The sequence below is a fragment of the Priestia sp. YIM B13486 genome, assembly GCF_042787865.1.
GTDB classification, from domain to species: Bacteria; Bacillota; Bacilli; order Bacillales; family Bacillaceae_H; genus Priestia; species Priestia megaterium.
This window is the reverse complement of the sequence record NZ_JBHZOZ010000002.1, coordinates 464,331-489,510: the sequence shown is the minus strand read 5'-3', so window position 1 is coordinate 489,510 and position 25,180 is coordinate 464,331. Positions and strand designations below refer to the sequence as shown.

22 protein-coding genes and 3 tRNA genes are annotated in these 25,180 nt (G+C 37.5%); 7 read left to right on the top strand and 18 right to left on the bottom strand.

Annotated elements, in window-relative coordinates; translation table 11 throughout:
* Entirely contained in the window at nucleotides 1-2,178 is a 2,178-nt protein-coding gene (locus ACFX4G_RS06650; protein WP_043982349.1) for an FUSC family protein, read from the bottom strand.
* A gap of 188 nt (nucleotides 2,179-2,366) precedes the next feature.
* Nucleotides 2,367-3,182 carry a hypothetical protein gene (locus tag ACFX4G_RS06645; protein ID WP_377573457.1) on the bottom strand — a complete coding sequence of 272 codons (816 nt, stop codon included), beginning with the start codon at nucleotides 3,180-3,182 and terminating at the stop codon, nucleotides 2,367-2,369.
* A gap of 178 nt (nucleotides 3,183-3,360) precedes the next feature.
* On the opposite strand from ACFX4G_RS06645, the gene ACFX4G_RS06640 reads away from it, so the two are divergent.
* Nucleotides 3,361-4,299, top strand: coding sequence for a VanW family protein (locus ACFX4G_RS06640; protein WP_377573454.1), 939 nt, complete (start codon nucleotides 3,361-3,363; stop codon nucleotides 4,297-4,299).
* Between the two features lie 73 nt (nucleotides 4,300-4,372).
* On the opposite strand, the gene ACFX4G_RS06635 is transcribed toward ACFX4G_RS06640, so the two are convergent.
* From ACFX4G_RS06635 to ACFX4G_RS06625, 3 genes are all read right to left on the bottom strand, one after another.
* Nucleotides 4,373-4,495, bottom strand: a complete 123-nt coding sequence (locus tag ACFX4G_RS06635) for a YjcZ family sporulation protein (protein WP_013056948.1) — start codon at nucleotides 4,493-4,495, stop codon at nucleotides 4,373-4,375.
* 187 nt (nucleotides 4,496-4,682) lie between these two features.
* A complete protein-coding gene (locus ACFX4G_RS06630; RefSeq protein ID WP_230183879.1) occupies nucleotides 4,683-5,195 on the bottom strand; it encodes a GNAT family N-acetyltransferase in 513 nt (170 codons plus the stop codon).
* A gap of 82 nt (nucleotides 5,196-5,277) precedes the next feature.
* Nucleotides 5,278-5,502, bottom strand: a complete 225-nt coding sequence (locus ACFX4G_RS06625; RefSeq protein WP_029321624.1) for a YczF family membrane protein — start codon at nucleotides 5,500-5,502, stop codon at nucleotides 5,278-5,280.
* A gap of 146 nt (nucleotides 5,503-5,648) precedes the next feature.
* On the opposite strand from ACFX4G_RS06625, the gene ACFX4G_RS06620 reads away from it, so the two are divergent.
* The 3 genes from ACFX4G_RS06620 to ACFX4G_RS06610 are packed head-to-tail and all read left to right on the top strand — an operon-like array spanning nucleotide 5,649 to nucleotide 9,602.
* Nucleotides 5,649-7,271, top strand: a complete 1,623-nt coding sequence (locus tag ACFX4G_RS06620) for a spore germination protein (protein WP_377573451.1) — start codon at nucleotides 5,649-5,651, stop codon at nucleotides 7,269-7,271.
* Entirely contained in the window at nucleotides 7,261-8,481 is a 1,221-nt protein-coding gene (locus ACFX4G_RS06615; RefSeq protein ID WP_377573448.1) for a Ger(x)C family spore germination protein, read from the top strand. Before ACFX4G_RS06620 ends, ACFX4G_RS06615 begins: the two co-directional genes overlap by 11 nt.
* 20 nt (nucleotides 8,482-8,501) lie before the next feature.
* A complete protein-coding gene (locus ACFX4G_RS06610; RefSeq protein WP_043982342.1) occupies nucleotides 8,502-9,602 on the top strand; it encodes a GerAB/ArcD/ProY family transporter in 1,101 nt (366 codons plus the stop codon).
* 198 nt (nucleotides 9,603-9,800) lie between these two features.
* Here the strand turns inward: ACFX4G_RS06610 and ACFX4G_RS06605 are convergent, their stop codons facing one another.
* From ACFX4G_RS06605 to ACFX4G_RS06580, 6 genes are all read right to left on the bottom strand, one after another.
* Complete coding sequence (locus ACFX4G_RS06605; RefSeq protein WP_237074881.1) at nucleotides 9,801-11,201, bottom strand: Na+/H+ antiporter NhaC family protein; 1,401 nt, start codon at nucleotides 11,199-11,201, stop codon at nucleotides 9,801-9,803.
* A gap of 215 nt (nucleotides 11,202-11,416) precedes the next feature.
* Nucleotides 11,417-11,488: transfer RNA gene (locus ACFX4G_RS06600), tRNA-Gly, on the bottom strand.
* A 19-nt stretch (nucleotides 11,489-11,507) separates the two neighbouring features.
* Nucleotides 11,508-11,589: transfer RNA gene (locus ACFX4G_RS06595), tRNA-Leu, on the bottom strand.
* A gap of 26 nt (nucleotides 11,590-11,615) precedes the next feature.
* Nucleotides 11,616-11,689 (bottom strand) — tRNA-Trp (locus ACFX4G_RS06590).
* Nucleotides 11,690-11,910: 221 nt separating this feature from the next.
* A complete protein-coding gene (locus ACFX4G_RS06585; RefSeq protein WP_377573810.1) occupies nucleotides 11,911-13,305 on the bottom strand; it encodes a phospholipase D-like domain-containing protein in 1,395 nt (464 codons plus the stop codon).
* A gap of 309 nt (nucleotides 13,306-13,614) precedes the next feature.
* The gene (locus tag ACFX4G_RS06580) at nucleotides 13,615-13,884 is read right to left on the bottom strand and encodes a hypothetical protein (protein ID WP_013083053.1); all 270 of its coding nucleotides are present in this window, start codon (nucleotides 13,882-13,884) and stop codon (nucleotides 13,615-13,617) included.
* A 504-nt stretch (nucleotides 13,885-14,388) separates the two neighbouring features.
* Here ACFX4G_RS06580 and ACFX4G_RS06575 point away from each other — a divergent pair.
* The 3 genes from ACFX4G_RS06575 (at nucleotide 14,389) to ACFX4G_RS06565 (ending at nucleotide 16,985) form a co-directional block, all read left to right on the top strand.
* Nucleotides 14,389-15,507 (top strand): GerAB/ArcD/ProY family transporter, encoded by a 1,119-nt coding sequence (locus ACFX4G_RS06575; RefSeq protein ID WP_377573445.1) that lies wholly within the window; start codon nucleotides 14,389-14,391, stop codon nucleotides 15,505-15,507.
* Nucleotides 15,508-15,603: 96 nt separating this feature from the next.
* Nucleotides 15,604-15,837, top strand: a complete 234-nt coding sequence (locus ACFX4G_RS06570) for a hypothetical protein (protein ID WP_043982337.1) — start codon at nucleotides 15,604-15,606, stop codon at nucleotides 15,835-15,837.
* Nucleotides 15,838-15,863: 26 nt separating this feature from the next.
* Nucleotides 15,864-16,985 carry a GerAB/ArcD/ProY family transporter gene (locus ACFX4G_RS06565; RefSeq protein WP_377573442.1) on the top strand — a complete coding sequence of 374 codons (1,122 nt, stop codon included), beginning with the start codon at nucleotides 15,864-15,866 and terminating at the stop codon, nucleotides 16,983-16,985.
* A gap of 25 nt (nucleotides 16,986-17,010) precedes the next feature.
* Here the strand turns inward: ACFX4G_RS06565 and ACFX4G_RS06560 are convergent, their stop codons facing one another.
* The 7 genes from ACFX4G_RS06560 to splB form a co-directional block, all read right to left on the bottom strand.
* Entirely contained in the window at nucleotides 17,011-18,345 is a 1,335-nt protein-coding gene (locus ACFX4G_RS06560; protein ID WP_377573439.1) for an FAD-dependent oxidoreductase, read from the bottom strand.
* Between the two features lie 403 nt (nucleotides 18,346-18,748).
* Nucleotides 18,749-19,003, bottom strand: a complete 255-nt coding sequence (locus ACFX4G_RS06555; RefSeq protein WP_377573436.1) for a YrvL family regulatory protein — start codon at nucleotides 19,001-19,003, stop codon at nucleotides 18,749-18,751.
* 83 nt (nucleotides 19,004-19,086) lie between these two features.
* Nucleotides 19,087-21,168, bottom strand: a complete 2,082-nt coding sequence (locus tag ACFX4G_RS06550) for a DNA topoisomerase III (protein WP_280559555.1) — start codon at nucleotides 21,166-21,168, stop codon at nucleotides 19,087-19,089.
* Nucleotides 21,169-21,295: 127 nt separating this feature from the next.
* The gene (locus ACFX4G_RS06545) at nucleotides 21,296-22,951 is read right to left on the bottom strand and encodes a DUF2339 domain-containing protein (RefSeq protein WP_377573433.1); all 1,656 of its coding nucleotides are present in this window, start codon (nucleotides 22,949-22,951) and stop codon (nucleotides 21,296-21,298) included.
* Nucleotides 22,952-23,124: 173 nt separating this feature from the next.
* Nucleotides 23,125-23,361: a hypothetical protein gene (locus ACFX4G_RS06540; protein ID WP_013056931.1), complete on the bottom strand. Its 237-nt coding sequence runs from the start codon at nucleotides 23,359-23,361 to the stop codon at nucleotides 23,125-23,127.
* A gap of 104 nt (nucleotides 23,362-23,465) precedes the next feature.
* Nucleotides 23,466-23,909: a hypothetical protein gene (locus tag ACFX4G_RS06535; RefSeq protein WP_029321599.1), complete on the bottom strand. Its 444-nt coding sequence runs from the start codon at nucleotides 23,907-23,909 to the stop codon at nucleotides 23,466-23,468.
* Nucleotides 23,910-24,062: 153 nt separating this feature from the next.
* A complete protein-coding gene (splB, locus tag ACFX4G_RS06530; RefSeq protein WP_162215257.1) occupies nucleotides 24,063-25,091 on the bottom strand; it encodes a spore photoproduct lyase in 1,029 nt (342 codons plus the stop codon).
* Nucleotides 25,092-25,180 lie beyond the last annotated feature (89 nt).

Genomic DNA, 25,180 nt, shown 5'->3' with positions numbered 1-25,180 from the left:
TTAATCTTCACTGCTTATTTCTTCTGCTCCTAGCTCTTTGGCTAAATGAACAACCGATTGATTGATTTTCCATACGTAATAAATGTTATGCAGCAGCTGAAGATGCTGTAAATTTCTTGATTGAACGGACGTATCAAAATAATCTAAAGATTGTTCAATCTTTTGTCTTACATCTTCAAGCGTGTATACATACGTTCCTCGCTCTCCTCGCAACGCTTTTTCAAGCTGAGTGAAGTTACTTGCTACTTTCTCTTCCACTTCCTTTACTACGCCATGAAATTCTGCTTCCTTATAAAAAGCCTCGTTTCTAGTAGAAGATGCTACCAAATGCTTGGCGTAATAATTAATAGCCGTAAAAACGGTCAAAAATTGCTGAAGGCGTGAACGGCCAACGAAACCTTTGATAATAGGATCTGAATCGACATGAAGCTGTTTTAGCTTTTTTTCTAATTCCATTCCTTTATCAGCTAAATTGGCAAACGCATACTGCTTCGTAAAACGATGCAAATAAGTGTGAACAAATTCTTTTAAAGCCGCTACGTATTCTACTGAGGTGTCGGTTATTTTATCTCTTGTTCTTTTAGGAAACACAAGAGCAGATACGGCTAAACCGATTCCAACTCCTACAACTGTATCTAATACGCGAGCTAGTAACAAACTCTCTGAAATCCCTCCAAGAAGCATGTCATACATAAAGGCCAGCATCATCGTAATCCAAAAGCTCATAAACGAATACGTAATAGGAAAGAAATAAAAAGCCATAAACACACAGATAAAAAGCAGCGTTATTTCAAGTATTCCGGGTGAGACAAAGCTTGCGACAACAAAGCCAACAGCTGCCCCTAAAAGCGTTCCTACGCTTCGCTGCACGGCTTTTACAAACGTACTTCCTATCGTTTCTGTACCAAGAAGCACTAAATAGCCTGCTAACAGCGCCCAATATTGATGCGATGGAGATAAAAAAGAGCCAAATATTAATGTCGCAACAGCAGTGATGACCGCTTGAATAGACTTTTTCGTAGATGGTTTTAATCCTTTTTCTTCATCATTGTCCTCTTCGTCTTCTTTTTCTTCCGCTTCTTTTTGAGGCTGTTTTTCTTGTTTCACAATTGCCTGCTGCAGCTCATAGGCTTCATCAATCACGTGATTTGATATCGTTTCGATACGGCGGATTAAGTAAAGCCAATCTTTATACCTTTTATCTTGAGGTTCGAGTTCACTTAATTTTTGGCGCAGCTCTTGCAGATGCTGAGCTGCATCCGTTAAGGAATGAGTAGGATTTTCATTTAATACCTCTGCTTCGCGAATCGATTCCACTAGCTTTAACAGCAGCTGCTGAATATCAAAATGATTAAATGCCTTTAATTCACTGAGCTTTCGAATCGCCGGGGAATATGTCTGGAGCAGCATAACTGTATCAAATACATAAAGGCGCATCTGTTCAGCTGTTACGCCAGGCCATATGTCGTGGGGATCTGTATTTCCAAGCTCTTCTGATACTACACGGGCATACTCGGCCAGTTTTTTAATATTGCGGTTATATTGTTTGATTTGAGCCGGTTCAATTCTTTTCTTTTGAATTAACTCAATAATTAAATCAAGCACCAAATTCACTTGAATATGAAATGATTTCATTGAAGACCTCAGCACGTTGGCAGGCCGGTCTTTAAAGATAACAAAATTATAAATAAATGCACAGCATGCTCCTACTATAACGCCAGCTAACAGCCACGGCAGCTGAGAAAATGTGACGTGTAAAATAGAAGCAAAATAAAACGACATAAAGGCTACCATCGACAGGGAAAAATAGCGAATACCAAATCTCTGTAAATAAAAAGACAAAAACACCAACAGAACGAGAAAAATATTTTCTGCTTGTCCATATCGTGATAAAAACGAGCCAATTCCGAGAGAAACGGCGCTGGAAAGCGCTACTAAGCCTGTTGTCACTTTTTTTGCTTTTGTTGTTTCATCATTCACAACCAATATACCCATCAGGCCGATTACGCCTGCTAAAATAGCAGCGGTAATTTGTGAGCTTCCCGCTGCTTTTAATACAATCAGCATAATAACGACCGCTGTAATGACGCTGATCGTAGCTTTGGAAGCCGTTTTGAGCCTTTTTCGTCCAGGGTCTGCAGCAACTAAGCGGCTAAACCAATATGAAAAAATAAACACCCTCTCCTTTCGTGCTGTAGAGTTCTTTGTAGAAAGAGTAATATTATTACTTATACCCTTTTTTATTCTTTTCTATCGTATGTAAGCACGTTTTTACACTATAACATTGCGAAGGACTAAAGAGCTAAACAAATGCTTAAAAACACATCTGTTTTCTATCAGATGTGTTTTTAAGCATTAATCAGTACTTACAATGTAAGAGAAGAAATTTCCCACCCGTTTGTTAATGCATTTCTCTTTAAAGTAAAAACCATCGTGGTCTTTTGAGCCCCTTTATCTTCGTAATAAATAAGGCACTCTACGGCGATTTTCTCTTTTGTTTTATACTTTTTTGCATGAAATAAGTCCGTTTTATAATAAATAGTGGAGATACTATGCAGTGTTGCCCATAGCTTATGCTCTTGCTTCACGCGCAAAACCGGCTGCATTAAGGCATCGTCATCTTGCTTTAATCCTGTTAAAAACATATTTACGACTTCTGCCGGCTCAGCTTTCAATGCATATTCATCAAGCTTTCCTCCTGCTTTTAATACCATTAACTGATGACCTGGATCCACATTTTGAGACTTGTGAGTCGTACTTCCTGCAAAGTGAATGCAAAAATGACCGGGGAATCCATTGTCAAGCGCACCGGCTCCGTGAGGCATTCCGTTCATGGAAGCGGCAAGCATTTGGCCTTTAAACGGAATGAGAACAGCTCTTCGGTTCCAGCTCCATTTCCCATTATATAAGTGCTTCATTACTTTCGTATCTTGACGTGTAAGCGGCTGAACATCTGCATGGTGTGAGCCTGCTCTTCGCTGCACGTAAAAGTAAAAGCCGGTTTCTACATCGATCACTTTAAATTTTTTCCCCTTCGGCAGTAAGCTTTCTACACGTTTCCACTTTAATACTTTTCCTGTGTCAATTACCGGAAAATACGTAAGGTTTTCTTCTGCTTTCATCTTTTGGGGATGCACAAAAAAACTAATAAGCATAAAGACTAAAATCATTAATTTTGTCATTGTCTACCCTCATTACCTTGTAGTTTCTCTATGTAATATGCGAAAGTACACAGACAATTATAAATAGAAATTTTTACACGCTAAGCTCATGGAAAATAATACAAAAAAGAGCTTGTGAATCTTATACATTAAACGGTTCATTTTATTCATACTAACAGGTGAAAGCGAGGTATATGATATGAATTTCACTTGGATGGTTGGACTTTTAATGCTCATTCAACCCCTTTCTACACAAGACCACTTATCTCTTACTCATGACGGTAAACCAATTGAACGGATTGAACGGGACAAAGTGGCCGTGCCTCTTCTTCCTGTCCCTATGGTTGATCATGATCGATACAATCTTCTTCTAAAAGAATTGGATAAAAAAACATATAGAGAGCCCATAAATGCCCGCATTGATAAAAGCGGACAAATTGTTCCTGAGCAAGCGGGTGTCAAACTATATCATAAAGATTTTGCGGAGAAATTTTATACTTATTTTTTTAACGGCGGTACGTCAACATTAGAAATCCCGACGCTTCCTGTTCCGCCTCGCGTAGATAAAGAGCTGCTTGCAACGATTCGAATTAAGCAAATCGGTCATTATCATACGGTATTTAACCCTCATAATAAAAATCGTTCTCACAATATTTCTCTTGCAGCTGAATCACTAGACAGCAGCGTTATATTTCCTGGGGAAGTTTTCTCTTTTAATCAAACCGTCGGAAAAAGAACGGCAGCAAAAGGATATATGCGTGCGCCAATCATTGTAAAAGGAGAGTATTCTGAAGGAGTTGGAGGAGGAATTTGCCAAGTTTCTTCTACTTTATTTAACGCCGTCGATAACGCTGGCCTAACGATTACACAGCGTTACTCACACAGCCGCAGTGTTTCCTACGTACCTCCTGGACGAGACGCTACCGTCAGCTGGTATGGACCTGACTTTCATTTTAAAAATACGTATAGTGATCCTTTGTTGATTCGAGCGCAGGTGCACGGGGGAGTCGTAAGCGTGGCCGTTTACTCTACTGATGCGATTGAATATAAGCCTCGCCGCGTGCCTTGGGCTTCTAATGACCGATTGTTGAAAGAAAAAAAAACTGAATCACATGTTGATACTGAGCCTACCGATTAATCATCTCTTCCAGCATTTTATAATGAACACAAAAAAGCCTAAAGGGTATCCTTTAGGCTATTCAGTGATATAATTAGCAGCCGTAGCCGCCACCATAACCACCGCTATAACAACTACATCCGATAATTACTAATAGAATAAATAATACAACTAATAAAGCGAAACCAGAACCGAATCCACATCCAGCATTAGACATACAAGCACTCCCTTTCAACGTAATTTTCTGTTGCTAAAACAAAGAAGGTTCAAACATAGGGTGTTTCTCATGGATAGCTTATTGTATGTCTGCCTAGACGTTTTGGTTTGCTGTTCTGCTCATTTTTTAAAAATTGGGCTTGTTTTCGTCTTTCAGCTCAGAAAATGTAATTCCGTAAAAGTAAAGCTCATTTCCACTCTTCCTTTAAAATTGCGTAATAATATTCATCCCACCATCCTTTTTCAGTTGGAATACATTTTTTAAAATACCCTTCTCTTCTCATCCCGATCTTCTCCATAACACGATAAGAAGACGTATTCTCAGGTTGACAAGTAGCAATAATCCGATGCAGTTTCATTGTGTTAAAGCTATAGTCCACTATTGCTTTTGCCGCTTCTGAAGCATATCCTTTCTGATGATAGAGAGAATTAAATACCCAGCCAATTTCATAAGTATGGTCCCCAAAATAGTTAAAAAAGACGATATGACCAATTAGAATTTTTTCGTTTTTTAATACAACTGGAAAATTTTTAGCATTTTCTTTTATATTTTCATTTACAAATTTCTTCGCATCATCCTTACTAAACATACCTTCTGGTATGTACTTCATGACATTAGCATCAGATGTATATGCGTAGACATCTTGCCAATCTTCATATTTAAATTTGCGTATTAGTAATCTGTCAGTCTCAATGTTCATGTGGTTCTCCCCTATCTCAAAGCTATCTTTCTATACGCTTGTTTCGATAGTGAAGATACAAAAACCTCTTTGCACCAAGTTACTATTGCTTTTGCTGACGCTTCTTTAAAACAAGATAAAGTGACTCTGCGAAAAAGAAAAACAAAAGAGAAAAAAGGACAAATAATTCGGCCACTTCCATTACACGAAACGGGCTTAAAGCATTGTATAGTGCCTGCAGTACGTTCGTTCCTTGAAAAAGATCAATTCCTACAGAAAGAGCGATCACAGATCCAAATAGCAGCAGGCTAACTCCAATAATTTTCATTATTTTCTCTCCTCACCTAATCAATACTTACCTCATAGGGTCGTCATTTTCATTTACTGTCATGCAAAAGATATTTTGTTAAAAATTACATAATTATACGGTTTTTGGCCAAATTAATAAAAACTATAGTAAGGGTGCTTTCATTTATGCCTTCGTTCTTTAAAAATCAAAAGTCTAAAAGTAAACTTCAACCTCAGACAGATCAAACGAACAGCGAACAAACAGCTTCTTCTCTTAAGAATCTGCTGTCTGAGAACCTTACCGTCATTAAAGAGAAAACTGGAAACAGCTCAGATATTGTGATTCGTCATTTTAAAATAGGCGTCAATAACACCTTGGCTGTTGCTATCGTCTACATAGAAGGGATTGTAGATAATCAGGCTATTCAAGATTACTTACTGCAGTCTCTTATGAAAGATAATCAAAAAAATGACCTAAACGATCAAAATGCATTAGAGTTAATTTCCGAAGACATCGTAACAATTGGCAACGTATCGTTTGCAGACAACTGGAATGATTTACTTTCTTCTTTGATGTCAGGAGACAGCCTTCTTATTGTCGATGGCATAAACCGCGTACTCAGCGTGAGTACACAAGGCGGTGAAAAGCGTGCCATTGCAGAATCTACTACCCAAATGGTAGTGCGGGGACCAAAAGGTGCCTTTACTGAGTCTATTGGCACAAACTTAGCCATGGTTCGCCGAATTATTAAAACACCTGACTTATGGCTAGAGTCGATGAAGATTGGCCGGGTAACTAAAACGGATGTCACTCTTATGTATATTCATGGCATCGCAAACGATAAAGTTGTAAAAGAAATTCGAAAGCGATTAAAAAACATTGATATTGATAGTATTTTGGAATCAGGTTATGTTGAACAGCTAATTGAAGATCAAACGGTCACTCCTTTTCCAACTATTTATAATACAGAAAGACCCGATGTGGTGGCGGGTAACCTTTTGGAAGGAAGAATTGCTATTTTTGTGGATGGAACTCCTTTTGTACTTATTGCTCCAGCGTTGTTCATTCAATTTTTCCAATCGGCTGAAGATTACTACGCACGCTTTGATATTGCGACGTCCATTCGTCTTTTGCGGGTGTTTATGTTTATGATTTCACTTATCGCTCCTGCTACGTATGTGGCGGTTACGACATTTCATCAAGAGATGGTACCCACAACGCTTATTGTAGCTCTTGCGGCACAGCGAGAATCCGCTCCATTTCCCGCGTTCGTGGAAGCTTTTTTTATGGAAGTCACCTTTGAAATTTTGCGTGAAGCAGGGATTCGTTTACCAAAAGCTATCGGCTCTGCTGTATCGATCGTCGGAGCCCTTGTTATTGGGCAAGCAGCAGTTCAAGCAGGGATCGTCTCACCAGCTATGGTTATTATTGTATCGATTACAGCCATTGCTAGCTTTGCCACACCGTCTTTCGATATGGCTATTTCAGCACGTTTAATTCGTTTTTTATTTATACTAGGAGCGGCTACATTCGGTTTCTATGGCATTATCCTTATTCTTTTAATGGGGGTTGGACATCTGTGCAGCTTACGTTCATTTGGTGTTCCCTACATGACGCCATTAGCACCCTTTATTCCTGCAAGCAATGAAGATACCTTGCTGCGGTTACCTTGGTGGACGATGAGAAGAAGACCTAAATTAATTAGTGATAACAAAGTTCGTCAAAGCAAACATCAAAAGCCTGAGCCTCCTTCTTCAAGAGGTATGATTAACCAGGAAATGGAAGAAGATGATCAAAATGAAACGTAAAAGTTTATTTTTACTGTTAATGACCATAATGATGGTATTGCTTACTAGCTGCTGGAGTAAAAAAGAATTAACAGACCTTGCACTTGTATCGGCAATGGGAATTGATAAAACGAAAGACGGGCGGTATGAGCTTACCTTCCAAATTATTAATCCTGGAAACGTAGCCGGTTTGCAAGGAGGCGGCACGCAAAGTCCGCCTGTTACTATTTATTCTGCTTCCGGTGATAATTTAGTTGAAGCAAGCAGACGCGCTTCGGCTAGAATTTCCCGAAGACTTTATTATGCCCATACAAACTTAATCGTGGTTGGAGAAAAGTTAGCCCGTGAAGAAGGAATTAACATTCTTATTGATTCTATTGATCGCGATCCTGAGTTTCGAATTACGACTTCCTTAGTAATCGCAAACCAGTCAAGTGCTGCTGATTTGGTAAAAGCACTAACGCCTGTCGATAAAATTCCAGCAAACAAAATTATGAAAACGCTGGAGTTCACTCAAAGAAAATGGGGAGAAAACCTCAAGGTTTCTTTTCAAGAAGTGATGAAATCTCTCGAATCTCCCGGAGGAGAAGCACTAGTCTCGGGTTTTCGTTTAGTTGGAAATCCTCAACAAGCAGAAAACTTAGATAATCTCCAGCAAAGCGCACCAGAAGCTACCCTTCGTGCTTCTGGCATTGCTGTTTTTAAAAATGGAAAGTTAATCGACTGGTTGTACAATAGTCCAGCTAGAGGCAGCGTTTGGATTCTTGATAAAATACAAGGAACCGATATTAATGTAGATTGGAAAGGAAAAAAAGAAGCGCTTGCCTATCAAACAGTTCGTCAAAAAACGGATGTATCTGTAAAAATGATAAAAGGAAAACCTTATGCGTCCGTTCACACTCGCGTAGAAGGCGATCTTGGAGAAGTGGAGGTCCCTGTTGATACACGTCAACCTGCTGTCATCAAAAAAATGGAAAAAGCAGCAGGTAAAGAAATAAAAAAAGAATTACAAACAGCTATTAAACAAGCTCAGACAGACAAAGTTGACATCTTCGGGTTTGGAGAAGCGCTGGAACGCACGCGGCCTAATCAATGGGAAAAACTCAAATCAGAATGGGATGACGTTTATTTTCCAAAATTAAATGTAGACGTTACGGTAGAAGCTTACATTCGCCGAACAGGTCTGCGCAATAAATCATTTCTCTCTAGCCTAAAAGAAAAACAAAACTGAGGTCAGGAGGTTCTGGCTATATGGAAAAAGCAAAAATTAGCGCCACTCAATTATTTATTCTCATGGTTTTATTCGAGCTGGGAAGTGCTTTATTAGTTCCTCTTGCAATGCGAGCGAAGCAAGATGCATGGCTAGCTATTTTAATTGGAATGCTGTGCAGCTTTTTTTTCTTCTTAGTCTATCATAAGCTCTATTCCTACTATCCGGACCTCCTGCCTACAGAATATATGCAGAAAATTTTAGGGAAGGCACTTGGAACACTTCTTGCATTCATATATATTGTCTATTTTTTATACGATGCATCACGAGTTCTAAGAGATTTCGGAGAGATGCTTCTTACTTTTGCCTATCCCGATACGCCTTTATTTATTGCTAATGCCTTGTTGATGCTGGTCATTATCTATATAACTCGAAAAGGTATTGAAGCGATAGCCAGATCAGGAGAGCTTCTGTTTATTTTCATGTATTTTCTAGCTGTTGCAGGCTTCATCTTGATTATTAGCTCGGGATTAATTGATTTTAAGAACTTACAGCCGGTATTAAAAGAAGGAATACTTCCTGTGGCCAAAGTTGCTTTAACTGAAACGCTGTATTTCCCTTTCACAGAAGCTATTGTATTTACCATGCTTCTTCCTTATTTAAGCAACCCCAAAAAAGCAAGTGTCACCATGCTATGCGCAACGGGATTAAGCGGAATTAATTTAATTATTACGATGATCATTAACATTAGCGTGCTTGGGGTTGATTTGACGACAAGATCACAGTTCCCTCTTCTTAGTACTGTTCAAACGATTCAAGTAGCTGATTTTTTAGAGCGTCTCGATGTATTTTTTATGTTTGCTATGGTTATTGGGATTTATTTTAAAGTTAGCATCTTGTTTTATGCCTCTATCATAGGTACAGCTACTTTATTTAAAATTAAATCTCCTTCCCGTCTAGTGTATCCTTTAGGCATCATTGTGTTGTTTTTGTCGATTACAATCGCTAGTAATTTTCAAGAACATCTTTATGAAGGGCTACACGTAGCGAGATTTCTTTTACATATGCCTCTTTTTGCTATCGTACCTATACTGCTTTTGATTATCGCCTTTTTGAAAAATAGGAAGAAGCAGCACAGATAGTATATCTCTAATAAATAGAAAAAATAGCGTTAAAATTATCGAGGTGATGTTCGTGTATATATGGTTTTATGATCATTTTATTAATACCATCTTATTTCCGCTTACTTGTATCATGCTAGTGTGCCTATCATTAGGGCTGTATGCATACTTTAAGCTGAAAAAAATGAAAAGTTGATACTAGATGGCTATTTCCCTCATTCAAAACAAGAAAGATACCACAAGATAAAAAGCAACTGTTATTCCCGCTGCAATTAGAGCGGGCTTTAATTTATACTTGGCATATTCAATAACAGATAAATCTAATATTTTGGCGATGGTATTCGTATCGTCGCTTAAAGGCGAAGAAAACGCTCCAAATGAACCGCTTGCAAATACGGCACCGATAATCAACGGCAAAGAAAGATCTGCAGAACTTGCAAGCGATACGCCAAGCGGCATTAAAATTCCCCACGTCCCCCAAGCAGACCCGATAAAGTAAGAAATAGCAGCTCCAAACACAAACATAAAAGGAGTGACAAACATTTGAGGAATCCACTTAGAATGTGCCGTCACGAAATTGGAAAAACCCAAGTCTTCTGTAACAGCGGATAATCCCCATACTACCGATAACAGCAGAATAACGGACATTAAGTCATTGCCTCCTGTGATAAAACCATTAAGCAAATTCTGTAATGTAAAGCGCTGAAACAAGAAAAAAATGAGGGTAATTAACGTAGTCATAATCAAAGCTACTACCATCGCTTCTAGCACGTCTGCTTTAATAAATGCTTCAAAAAAGGTGTGACTCTTATGATGTCCACTCCACCATGTTAAAAGTAAGGTGAGTGAAATCACGACAAGTAAAGGCACTAACAAATTCCAAGGCTTAGAAGGCAAATCCCTCGATACGCAAGGATGACAATCATGCCAATCTTTTTCTTCTTCTTCCTCAAGCTTCATAGGAGCCGTAGATGTTGAATGATGAAAAAAGCTTAAATAAATCCCTACTAAAATAATCACAATCGAAAAAAAATTATAAGGAATGCTTTGAATAAACAAAGAATAAGCGTCTTGTTTTATGCCTTGATGATCAATCGCCATTTGAATGATGGATACCATATATCCTACAAATGCCGTCGCCACAGGAATTAAGACGATAACAGGAGTAGCAGTTGTTTCAATAACGAACCCTAGCTCTGCTGTCGTCATTTTCACCTTCTTCAGTAATGCTCTCATGATGGGCGCGATCGTCACGAAACGAAATGTCGGAGCACTGAATGTTCCAATGGTTGAAACATAGGTTAAAATAAGGGCTTTTTTTCTTGTATCAATTCTTTCAGCAGCTGTTTCCACAAAACCTTTAACTCCTCCAGCCATCTTAATCATTCCGATGAGCCCTGAAAACGCGTATAAAAAGACGACGATTTCTATATTACTTTTATTTCTAAGAGCTTGTACAACGTAGTGAAGTAGCTTTTCAACACCTCCAATAATCGAATGATCAATCAAATAAGCGCCTACTAATAAGCCTAAAAACAACCCTGGCAGCACTTGTTTGGTGAAAATAGCTATGGGAATAACAATTAAAAACGGTATAATTGAAAACCAACTAGATTCCATAGGACTCTCCCCTATCTTAAAAACCATATTAGATGTCTTCACGTATCGTTCATTAGCTTTTAATGTAACCCCGATATTATGTGTATATTCACGAAAACAACACGTATAAGCAGTACTGCTTTAATAAAATACTTCTGATTAAAAACAGCATCATAAAACTCTTTATTTCTACAACAAAAAAAGCAGTTTGCACATGCAAACTGCTTTTGAAAAGAAGCGGAAGACGAGGTTCGAACTCGCGACCCCCACCTTGGCAAGGTGGTGTTCTACCACTGAACTACTTCCGCGCGTATATGAAAGTAAAGATGCGGGTGAAGGGACTTGAACCCCCACGTCATAAGACACTAGATCCTAAGTCTAGCGCGTCTGCCAATTCCGCCACACCCGCGTGTAAATTAAAAAATAACTCCAAAATGGCAGGGGCAGTAGGAATCGAACCCACACTGACGGTTTTGGAGACCGTAGTTCTACCTTTAAACTATGCCCCTAGAAATGATTTCTTCAAAAGAACCTCGTTTATCAACGACGCTATATCATAATAAAACATATATGGAATTTCGTCAATAGGTCTTTTGATGAATCATAACTAGTACTAGGGGTTTCAAAAAAACTGTGAGGCATATCACAGTTTTTTACACATTCCCTTCACCAGCTGCAGTCCTCTTTAATCTCCGCTATTTGTTTTTAAAGACTCTGCTGTAACACAGTACTATACAAAATGTCTCCAAAATCGTGTAAAGACCGAAAGAATATGTAGGAGTGCAGATTTTACGGGAGGCACGTTTTTTTGAGAATCCGTATTAACATCCACAGGTTCTCCCTCATTCCCCACAAGCGTACTGTGAGAAATTTTAGTTTCAATAGCTCCTGTTAACTCGGCTGCAAATTCTTCACTATCTATCATAACCATGGATTCAGTATTTAAAAATGCAGAGCGTGAATCTAAGTTAAAAGAACCAACTGCACTTAAACGCTGATCATAAACAACAGATTTCCCGTGAATTGAATAGGGCTTTTGATATTCATAAAGCTTCGAACCAGCTTTTATAACGCGATTCTTCACTCCCAAGTATGCAGAAAAAGCCATAGCATTTGGAGTGGATGTAATAGAATTAGTTAAAATAATTCTTTGCACTTTTGGTTTTACTTGCTTATCTATATACTGTTCCATTTCTTTTGTTGGTACGATATAAGGGCTTTGAACAACAATGGATTTTTCAGCTTGCTGGGAAAGCTTAATAAATGTTTTCCATATAAAAGGGCTTTTATTTATTCGTTGAATAGGATTTGTAATAAAAGAAATCTTTCTTGTAGGCATCGTTGCTTCTCTCCATACAATATAAGGATGGACAAAAGGTTCGTTTACTTTTTTGGCCTCTTCGTATTGATCTATCAATAATTTTTTTCCTGAAAGACCGCGAAATTGTTTAGTTTTCTTGGGCTTTGGAAAAGCTTTTCGTGTATACGGATGATTCCATAATTTTTCTATATACTTCTCCATTGAGAGAATGACACTATGACTTTCTTGCTTTGTGTTATAAATCAGTACATCACGGTCATAGACAAAATTTTCATTTGGTTGACTAGCCAAGTATTTATCTCCAATATTTCGTCCTCCACTAATACCTAATTGGCCATCGACTACTATTATTTTATCGTGAAGACGGTTATGCCATGTCCAAGGTTTAAAAATAGTAAAGGGCTCATAGTACTTTAATTCAATATTATTGTGGAAAGCTAGAGCATAAAGAACATTTTTCCTCTTGCCTTTTAACCCATGAGCGATCCCATCTAACAACACGCGAATACGTATACCTCGATCCGCAGCTTCGAATAAAGCACCCATAAGTAAATCCGAAGAACGGCCTTTACCGATGGAAAAGTATGCAATATCAATTGTATGCCTCGCTTCTTGAATCATCTGCATCCGAACAAGCCCTGAAAAATAACCATTTTCTAAAAGCATAACTCGATCTGTGGATTCTTTCTTCCCGTAAAAATTCTCAGTATTCATTACTTTTAAGTCTTTTCCCTTGTGTAAAGGGACATAAAACAGTACCACTGCAGTTACGAATACATATATGAAGTACAATACGACAATCATTATTAGTATGTTTATTAGCATATTTCCTGTCACAATCCCTTTCCATTCTTATCGTTCTGTTTTTATTAGGATTCTTACTTTTTTAACTTCTATACCTTTTAAAATAAGAATGGAATGATGGATTATTTGTTACACCACTGTTGATTTCCGTGCCAGTCTTCGCCTTTCCCTCCAAACAACAGCTAGAAGCAATTATATACACGAAACCTACGTTTACACTACCAATAAAAAAAGCAGAAGTTCATTACCTTCTGCTTTTACAATTTATACTCTCTATTGTGAACCTGCCTAAGTAAAACAGCGGCTCTTTTATTGATTAAGGTCGTTCTCCATATCTTTTATATCTTGCTGAAACTCTGTTAAACGCTGACGCTGTGTTTCAGAAGCATTTTCAAGCGCATTTTCAATTTGCTGAGAGGCTTCATTCACTTCACCTATCGCTTGCTTCGCTTCATGGCCGTACGATGCATCATTTTTAGCTTCATTTGCCTGTTCATATGCATCTACTGCTTCTTTATGCCCCTGCTGTGCTGCTTGAAACGATTGTTGTTTATCTTTATTGTATGGGTATTTTTTCATCATAGTGCTCCTTTCCATTTGTTCACTCTTTAGTGTGGCATTTTTCTACTTATTCATACGACGCTTCAATAGGTTAAAGCTAAATGAATATTCCTCATAACAAATCCCTCAATCATTTAAGAGCCCTACAAAATATCTTCTATCTCCTGAAATACTTTCTATATTTTACAAAAATGTATAATCACTTTCTTTAGCGGACATCATACGAATAGCTTATCTGAACGAAAAAATGTATTGGGGTTGACTGCATGCACTTGTTTCTTTCCTTTTTGATCATTTGTGCAGGGATTATATGGATGGAAATAAAAAGATTACCTCAACACTCCCATAAAAAGGAACGGAACATTTTTATTGTGTTTATGACAATCAGTATCATAATCGCTCTTGCAAAAATCTTTCGTCTGCCTCTACCGAATCCTTCTGATTGGGTAGAAGTAATGTTTCAACCTTTAAGTCACTTATTATTCCGTTGGATCACTTAATTAGTGTATATGGCAAAAGGATGTGCTCATTTTGCTTAATGAAATCAATATTTCAGCTGCGCAGTTTCGCAAGCTAGTAACGTTATATAGTATTGGCAGCACCATTATTGTTGTACCTGCCGCTATTACAGCTGATGCTCATCAAGATGCCTGGATTGCCGCACTTTTCGGTGTAGCATCAGGAATTGGCTTAGTTTTGCTTTTCATCTCACTAGGAAACATGTTTCCAACGCTTACGCTTATGGAAATGAACGAAAAAATTTTAGGCAAAATAGCCGGAAAGATTGTATCAGTTGTTTTTGTGTTATCCAATTTATTCATCAGCAGTCAAGTTCTTTACTATGTAGGAAATTTTCTCACTACACAAATTCTTCCCTATACGCCGCTTACAGCCATCCATATTGCATTTATGGGCGTGGTCATCGTAGGAGTACGCCTAGGAATAGAAGTTATTGCACGAAGTGCCGAAATTTTATTCCCTTGGTTTGTCGGATTATTCGGACTTCTCATTTTGTCTATGATTCCTCAAATTAAAATAGAGCATATTCAGCCTGTGTTCGAAATCCATCCAAAAGCTTTTATTCGTGCTGTTTTAACCTTTTTAAGCATGAGTTCTTTGACTTATACTATCCTGCTTATGATTTTTCCTTCCCATACATCAGACACAAAAAAGGCAACTCAATCTTTTTATATAGGTAATATAGCAGGTGGACTAGTGATGGTGACGTTAATCTTACTCGGAATTTTAGTGCTTGGCCCTTATTACTCCCAAATCACCATGTTTCCAAGTTATGAATTAGGTAGAAGAATTGATGTAGGAAACTTTCTCCAAGGAATTGAAGTAGTCATTGCTATTTTGTGGTTTATTACTCTCTTTTTTAAACTTTGCATTTATTTTTACGCTACTCTTTTGGGGTTTGCTAATGTATTTCATATAAAGGACTACAAGCTATTTTCTTTTCCAGTCGCGCTCATTATGATTACCCTTTCCCTTATTGTGTATCCAAGCGTTTCTTATCAAAAGGATTGGGATACAAAAACGTGGATTCCCTACAGCTTACTTGTAGGCATCTTATATCCACTTTTCCTTTTAATAGCAGGGTTTATTCAAAACAAAAAGCGGCGTTCTAGCAATGTATAGAAACTCAAAAACCTTTAATAAAGAATGCACCTTCAGTATAAGTAATTATTTTCCAGTAAAATATAACACTAATTATTCATGTATAGGAGCTAGTGTATGCTAGGGGTATTGGGGTTACTTATTGTTGGCACGCTCGTCATTTGGTTTGAAGTACCTAAACTACGGCAAAAAAAAGCAAAGAAAGAACTGTGGCTATTCTATACAGTTCTTGCAATTGGAATGGTCGTAAGCATCTGTAAAGCACTTGGTTTAAATGTTCCAAATCCTTCTGATTTATCAGCTGCTATCTTCAAGCCAGTCAGCATATTTTTACTTCATTTACTATCTTAAGACGTTAAGAAGAGGAAGTGAATACAGTGAAACCTGTAGTTAAAATTTCAACGATTCAATTTCGCATGCTCGTTATGCTTTATACAATTGGAAGCACAATTGTTATTGCTCCAGCAGCTATGACTGTAGATTCTAAACAAACCGCTTGGATTCCAGGTATCCTTGGAGTAGTATGCGGATTTATATTAGTGAAAGTATATATAGCTCTCGGACTTTTATTTAAAGATAAAAATCTGATAGAAATCAATGAAGCAGTGTTTGGAAAATATCTAGGAAAAGGTGTATCTTGTTTATTTGTCACGTCTACTGTCATAACATGCAGCCGTATTGTATACTACGTGGGGAGTTTTTTAAATACACATATTATGATGGAAACTCCGCTGATTGCTATTCACATTATTTTTATGCTTGTGGTTGTGTTTGGAGCAAGACATGGACTAGAAACCATCGCACGCTGCTGTGAAATATTTTTCCCTTGGCTTATTGGCCTTCTCGGAATTTTCATCTTTTCACTGACTCCTCAAATGAAAGTCGAAAACCTTATGCCTTTATTAGATATTCACTTAAAGCCGCTGACTCATTCGGTTTTCATCTTTCTTAGCATCACTTATTTTACTTTTGCTCCTTTAATGATGGTATTTCCTCTTCATTTAAGAAAACCTGAAAAAGGTGCTAAAGCTTTAATGAGCGGAAGTCTGTTAGGTGGATTTATTATGGTAGCGATTATTCTCTTTTGTATAATGGTTATTGGCTCTTATCATTCTTCAACTACCATGTTTCCTGTATACGAAATGGCTAAGCGAATTGAACTGGGGAATTTTTTGCAAGGAATTGAAGTAATTATTGCTATTATATGGTTTCTTACTCTTTTCTTTAAAGTTTCTCTTTATTTTCATGCTTCTATCGCTGGGCTTTGCCACATTTTTAACGTTAACGAAACTCGATTTCTAACGTTACCGATGGGGTTAATCGTTACAACTTTTTCTATTATCGTTTATCCAACTATTATCTATCAAAAAACATGGTTAGCCGAAACGTGGATTCCCTATAGTTTTTTCGTAGGAGCTTTTTATCCTTTTATTCTCCTTACTATAGGCTGGATCCGCTTTAGACCTGCTAAAATAAAAAAGATAATAAAATCCACATAAAAAAAGCAGGTAGTCACCTGCTTTTTTATGCTTGAAGCGCTTGAAGTCCTGCTTGGTTTAAGAAATGCCAAGGCTTATTAAAATGCGGCTGAAAGAAAAAGTCCATAAAGCCAAGCTCATCGATCGTCATTTCCTGCTGTACACATACAGACAATGTATTGATTGCTTGAGTAGCATCAATTTTAGAAATAACCTGTGCACCTACAATTCGTCTTGTTTCTTCTTCATATACTACTTTTAACGTAATATTTTCGTACGTTGGCATGAATTCAGGTCGGTTATTCTCTGATATTGTGATACTTTTCACATTCATATCAAAAAGAGAAGCTGCTGTTTCTGTTATGCCGGTAGATGCAACATTGTAATCATAAATATGCAAGCCTGACGTTCCTTGTGTTCCCATATACTTAATCGTCGGCTTAACAAGGTTTTGAGCTACTAATGTTCCCATTCTAACCGCATTGGTAGCAAGCGGAATATAAGCATGTTTCTTAATCGGATTGTAGTAAATGGCACAGCTATCTCCGGCAGCAAATATATCTTTTTTGCTTGTTTGCATATATTCATCAACCACAATTGCCCCGTTTGGAAGCATATCTACTTGTCCTTTTACTAAGTCTGTATTTGGACGGAAGCCAACACACAGAATAACAAGATCCGCTTCGTATTCGCCATCAGTTGTCACTACTTTTTCAACAGATCCCTCACTGCCTACAAATTTAGTAACCGCTTGGTTTAATGCTAATTTAACTCCTCGATTTTCAAACTCAGTTTCCATTAAATTCGTAAATTCTGGATCAAGATATTTATTTAAAATACGATCAGCACTATCAATAAACGTCACTTCTTTTCCATACACTTCGAATGCTTCTACTAATTCTGCACCAATATAGCCCGCACCAATTACGGCTATTTTCTTCGCTTGCTTCGCTTTTTCAATAATGTGATTAGCATGCTGATAGTTTTTACAAAGCACAACATTATTTAAATCGATGCCTTCAAGGTTTGGAATAATCGGCCATGATCCAGTTGTCATCACTAGTTTATCAAATGTATCTTCAAATTCTTCGTTGGTTTCTAAATTTCGTACAGCTATTTTTTTACCATCTGTATCAATATTCGTAACTTCATGCTTCATTTTCATATTTACACCCATCTCTTGCAATTCAGACGGTGAAGAGTAAAATAAGCCATTTGCATCTTTTACGACCCCGCCTACATAGAGCGCAATTCCACAAGACAAAAATGAAACATTATCATTTCGCTCATAAACTGTAATTTTAGCTTCTGGATAAAGTTCTGCCAGATTTTTTACTGCTGCCGTTCCTGCATGTGTACACCCTACTACTGCAATTTTCATAGATGATATCCCCCTTAGGATTATAGAAAATATGATATTGTGAAGTTTTTCACATATCTTTTACAATTCTTATTATACAAACATGTTTGTCCTTTTTCAAGAGATATGTGAAAAAAATCACATACTTTTTTAAAAAAATATGTTACAGGGTTCTTTAAATAGCGTTGAAGCTTGATATGATGAGCTTTTCTTGCTGATGCGCTGCTGATGAGAAACTTCATCAGCTTGTTTTTTTACGTAGAAATTCACTATTCAATGCACTCTCCATCAAAAAAATAAGACGGATAAAAGAGTCACCGCTAAAATAGATACAGTGATGCCGCTCACAAGCGAGTCTGCTATATAAACTGATAGAAAAGTAAAAAATATATCTACAAAAGCTGCGGATGTTACACATAGTACTCTATTCAGTCTGGCATTCTTCATTTAAAAAATGAGTGCCTTTGAAAAAAAGCTCTGTGATAGAGCCAAATACAAAAATTAAAAATAGAAATAAACATATGGCCCAGTAGGACTCATATTCCACTCCCATTACTCTAAGGAAGCCTATAAAACCAAAAAAGTAGCTTCCCACTAGTATCGCTAAAATGATTAGTACCATCGCTCCTACTATAAAGAACGCGATTAAATGATCCATTCCCCTGCTTTTTCTTTTCATTATTCCACTCCACCTTACTTACTCATCACTTAATCCATATTATACGAAAAAAGTGCGATACCGTGGTATCGCACTTTTCCACATTATTTATCTTTTTTATCTTGAAGGGCTTGTTTTAAAGCATCACCCAAGCTTGAACCAAATGCTCCGTCATCATTGTATTTGTTAAGAAGCTTTCGTTCTTCTCGTTTTGAAATCTTTTTCTTTTTGTCCTCAGCTTTTTCCACTACTTGACATGAACGGCATTGGAAGTACGTGCCCGCTTTTCCTGAGTGAATTTCCATTCGCTTATGACACTGCGGACAGCGTCGATTTGATAGTTTAGGGTCTTTTGCGCGTCTATAGCTGCACTCCAGGCTTGAACAAACGAGCACTCTTCCTTGCTTTGTTTTCTTTTCTTTCAAGAAAGAACCGCATTCCGGACACTTAGAGCCCGTTAAATTATGAGGTTTGTACGTTTGATTACTCGTTTTTACTTGCTTAACTAGCTTTTCTGTTTGTTCGCGAATATTTGTTAAGAACTCTTTTGCATTTCCTTTTCCTTTAGCAATTGCTTCTAAGTCACGTTCCCACTTAGCCGTAAGCTCAGGCGACTTTAACTCATCTGCTACTAGGTCAATCAGCTGCTTCCCTTTTTTAGTTGCGTGCAGACGATTGTTTTGGCGATCAATGGATTCATTCTGCAGAAGTTTTTCAATAATATCTGCACGTGTTGCCGGGGTACCTAAATTATGTTTTTCCATTTGTCCAAGAAGATCCGCTTCTGTATAGCGCTGCGGCGGCTCTGTAAATGCACTCTTCATCGTTACATCTTGAATGAGCAGCTTGCTGCCTTCTTCCATATCAGGCAGCTTCACCGTTGCTTCTGAGTCTCCGCCAGAAACTTTTTTGAAGCCTGCATTCACGACTTGCTTTCCGCTTGCTACTAACTGTTCCCCATTTACTTCAAGCTCTGCTTTAACCACTTCATACTCATATGCAGGATAAAATAATGAAATAAATCGCTTTGCAATTAAGTCATACAGCTTTCGTTCATCAGCTGATAAGTCCTGTAGAAATACAGGCTGATCCGTTACGATAATAGCATGGTGATCATTTACTTTTTCGTTATTAACCACTCGCTTTGGCAACTGTGCATTTCTTAAAATTGGACGAACCTCTTCTTTATATACAGCAGAGATGCTTTCCAAGCGCTCTTTCATAGTAGAAACCATATCTGTTGTTAAATAACGGGAATCTGTACGCGGATACGTGACTAACTTATGCTGTTCATATAACTTTTGAAGTACATTCAATGTCTTCTTAGCAGAGAAGTTAAAGCGTTTGTTAGCATCTCGCTGCAGTTCGTTTAAGTCATAAGGAAGCGGCTGCGCTTCTTTATGCATTTTGCGCTTAATTGTTTTTACAACTGCCTCACCTGATAATTTTGAGTGCAGCTCTTTTGCGCGTTTTTCATCAAAGATGCGCTTTTCATTGCCCTTTTGCCAAGCCGCTTCAAAAGATGAAAACTGAGCTGTAAGCGTCCAATATTCACTAGGTTTGAATGTATTAATTACTTGTTCACGCTCAATTATCATCGCCAGCGTCGGTGTTTGTACCCTTCCTGCCGACAATGGTTCTTCATATTTAGTCGTTAACGCTCTCGTTACGTTTAAACCGATAAGCCAATCGGCTTCTGAACGGCAAACGGCTGAATCATACAAGCGATTAAACTCTTTTCCTGGTTTTAACTGTTTAAACCCGTCACGAATTGCTTTATCCGTTTGAGACGAAATCCAAAGGCGTTTAAACGGCTTGTTCCAGCGTACCTTTTCCATAATCCAGCGTGCTACAAGTTCTCCTTCACGCCCTGCATCAGTCGCAATAATTAACTCTCCAATATCCTTTCTTTTTGCTAGATCGGATACTGTGCGAAACTGAGAACTCACTTTACGAATTACTTTTAATTTCATTTTCTCAGGCATGATTGGCAGATCTTCTAATCGCCACGTTTTATATTGGTTATCATAATCCTCTGGTGTTTGTAATTCAACTAAATGACCGAGTGCCCATGTTACGACATACTTTGGTCCTTCAATATACCCTTTTTTTGTTTGGGTGCTGCCAAGTACGCGCGCAAGATCACGTGCTACACTTGGCTTTTCTGCTAATACAAGTGATTTCATTTTATGTATACCTCCAATTCACTTGTTCCATTATACATGATTGTATACTTTTTGTACGACTTCAAGATTAAGTTTACATAATAATATTATAATAAATAAAGCTGAAGAATTTCTCTTCAGCTTCTAGCTACTTCTTTTTATAAAATAGTCGCGAGATAATTAAACCGATAGCTCCTAAGACAATAAATAACAAGGCCCGTATAGCCATTGGGATAAAAGGTAAATCGTATAAAACGAGTTTAAAAAGTGTTAAGAACAAAATGCCCACGCCGATATACGTTGCTGTTTTAAACGTTTTAAGTGATCCTATTATAAATGCTGCAATGGACAGTCCTAACCAAACGGCCGTCATAATAAGCGTTTGCGGATTAGCGGAAAGATGATTGGTGCCAGCGGCCGCAACTTCCGTAGCAAAAATTAAAGAAAGAATAGAAAAAACAATACTTCCTCCAATTTTGAACGTATCGTGCTCATCTTTTTCTGTTTTTTGAATGCTGATCCATATAAATACTAGAATAGAAGCTAACACAACAAGCCAATTTAATGTCGGAAGAGACAGTACTTGTTCGATTGGTGTAACTAAGATATACGTTGCGCTCAGTATATAAATCGTATAAGAAAATAGTTGATGAAGTAGATTTTTATACGTCATGGCGATATAGTAAACAGCCAGTCCTTGAATCACATATAAAATGACTCCTTCTCTTAAATCGACGAGCTGATGAATAAAAAACGCTACTGCAACAATTAAATAGGTAATAAAAAATTCAAATTTCTCTTTAGAACTTCTTACTGCGTAAACACCTAATGCGTAAATAATAACTAGCGCAAGCAGCACCATTGTGGTCGTGCCATCGTCAAAAACGGCGAGCAGCCATCCGTACGTAACTGCTAAACTCGATAGAAGGGTAAACGCATATACTTGGAGTACGGATTGTGATAGAAAAAAACTAGAAATTAAGCATAAATGCTGAATAAGAATCGCCATACCTAATAACTCTTTTACACCATTATCACCAACAAACGAGTAATAAATGAGTAGCGTAAGATTTAATAGTACCGCGGAAAGAACATATAAAATTGAATATTTTTGTTTTATTGCTACATATAAAAAGGCAATATACAGAAACGTTTCATAGCCAATGAAAACGAGCGCATTAGGCGAATTACTTTCAATAAGAAAGGGAACGAGTACGCCTCCAACTGCGCTAATAATACCTAATGCCTGTGAACGATAAAAGACTGTCGCGATAATCCCTAGGATAATCCAGCTCGCATTTAGTATAAAAGCAAGCGTTGGTCCCGCTAAATGATACAGGCTATGCATCGCAAACGTCGTTAACATGAGAATAGGAATAGCTCCTCCTGCAAGTACTTGCCCGAGCACCAACCTGCCCTTTTTAATTTGGAAATGACCTGTCACAGCAAAACCTATTGAAACAACGAAACCGAGAACAACTTTTGCTTTTTCATTCATTAACCCATAGTCAGAAGCTGCTTTAAATCCCCATAGCACACCAATAATAAATACAAAAATAAAAATTCTCGGCAGCCATGTTTGAAAAAGGAATTTTTCCCAATCAACAGGTTCTTCTATTGCCTGTGAACTTTTAGCTGCTGTTTGAGCAGGACGTTTAGTGGTCTCCTCGCGCTGCTTGGGAGGAGGATGAACTGTTTTTGGCTTTGGAGAATTTGTTTTATATACGAGCGACTTTAGCCTGACTACGTCTTCTTCTAAACTGCTTATTTTTCGTTCAAGTTCTTCTATTCTTTCTTTTTCCATGTTTCCTCATCCTTTCTCTTTAAAGTATTTGTGGTTTTTATATGTATATCTTACAGTACTTAACTATTATACCGTTAAAAGGAATATCGCTTAGAAACATTCTATTTTTAGCAAAAAAAAATACAGCGCCCTTTTCAAAAGAAAAGTTCGTTGTATAGGATGTGCTGCATTTTTTATGTCACTTTCTCGCTGTATGTACTATGAAATCCCGCTTCGATGTGGGCTACTTGAAAGCTATGGTGACCAATTAAATATTTAACAATATCCACACGGTCAATTTTACCGGGCTTATTATTCATTGCTTCTCGCACCATAGATTGAAATGTTTCTTTGCAAAACTTCTTTTCATGAAGCAGAATCGTTTCACAATACTCTTCATGGTCTCCCTCTGAAATACGATAATAATGCATTTCTTTCACCCCTTTTTAATGTTATACCTATTACATACCCCAAATATTGCTATTTTAACAAATTAATTTTATTATTCTTTATTTTTCCATATATAATATATGGTTTATAGGGCAACGTTTCGAAACTCGTCGTTATAAATGCTAATTTGAAGCCGCTGAGAAAAACGTTCTTGTTCGATATATGTTTCAGGCATTAATCCAACAGGATATACCTTAGGGTTTTCGCCACTGCCTAATATGTATACATACATCTTTCCTTCGCTTGTATATCGAACTTTCGTCGAAATACCCCCTTGCCCTTGAAGAGGCGCATAAACAGCTCTTACATTATCTCTTATTTCTTGTACAAACCCATGTAGTTCAATATCAGAATCATAATAATGGTTTGCTTCATACAAGCCGTAAATCCGAGACTTGTCGATATCACATAATATGTTCCAAAATTCAGATAAATTCTCTTGGAACAACACTTGAATAAAATTCCGTGCAGCTTCTTGCTGTTCGTTTGTTAATTCTTTTGTTAGCGCAAACTCTTCATTTTTTAACATCTCAGTCACCTCCCTTTTGTATGTAATACGACAAGCGATAAAAATAACCTCTTTTTTTCAACTTATTAGCAAGTAATTTATTTTTTTACATTAAAAATTGAAAAGTTATTTTGACTAAGGCGTCAGAATAACTTTTCAATTACTGTAGAATAATTACGTAAAGTATTCGATTTTTGCATTCGGAAAATACTGATCAATGTAATATTCTAATGTTTCTCTTAATTCTTGTTCTTCATCTTTTGCGTATACATATTTTCCAATTCCGTAACGCCCCCACTTGTAGCGGCGCTCCTCTTCATTCATCTCAAGCTTTGTTTTCGGATAATTTTTCTCGATTACCCGCTTGGCCGGCTTGGTAAAGCGATGCTGAATCATTTCAAACGTAATATCATCTCTGGACTCCTCAGGTATAGAGGCGTCCAGCTTTTCAAACAACTGACGGTATCCCTCTTGCCAACCTTCATGAATGTAAATAGGCGCCACAATAAAGCCAAGTGGATATCCGGCTTTTGCAACTTTATTAGCAGCTTCAAGCCGGTAATCAAGAGGAGATGTACCAGGTTCAAAGTTTTTTATAACATAATCTGCATTTATGCTAAAGCGGAAGCGCGTGCGACCATTATGTTTAGCATCCAATAAATGATCCACGTGATGAAATTTAGTCACAAAGCGCAGTTGACCTAGTTCACTTTCCCCAAAATACTCAATCGCCCGCTTTAATGAATGTGTTAAATGGTCAATTCCTACGATATCAGATGTACAAGCCGCTTCAAATCGCGTTATTTGAGGGGCTCTCTCCTGCATATATTGCTCTGCTTGACCTAATATTTCTTCAACATTCACGTACGTGCGAATATATGGTTTGCTTCCCATTGTTGTCTGCAAATAGCAATAGTGACAATGCCCCATACACCCTGTTGCAAATGGTATTGCATATTCAGCTGACGGTTTAGATGTATCAAATTTCAATGTTTTACGCACGCCAACTACTAAAGTCGACTTGGCATTGCGGTATTTTTGCAAATCATTTTTTCCCGGTATATTACGCACTTGATTATGAGAAGTTGTTTGACGAATCTCAATTCCCATCTTCTCAAATTTTTCTTTTAATTGAACACCAAGCGGGTACTCCATTGCCCCTGGCTCAATATATACTAATTGAGGTACAAAAGGTTTTATCATCATGTACACTTCCTTTTTTCTAGTACTAATAGCGTTTGAAAAATAAAAAGACTCTATCCTTGGTAATTATTTTTCAAACAAAAAAGACT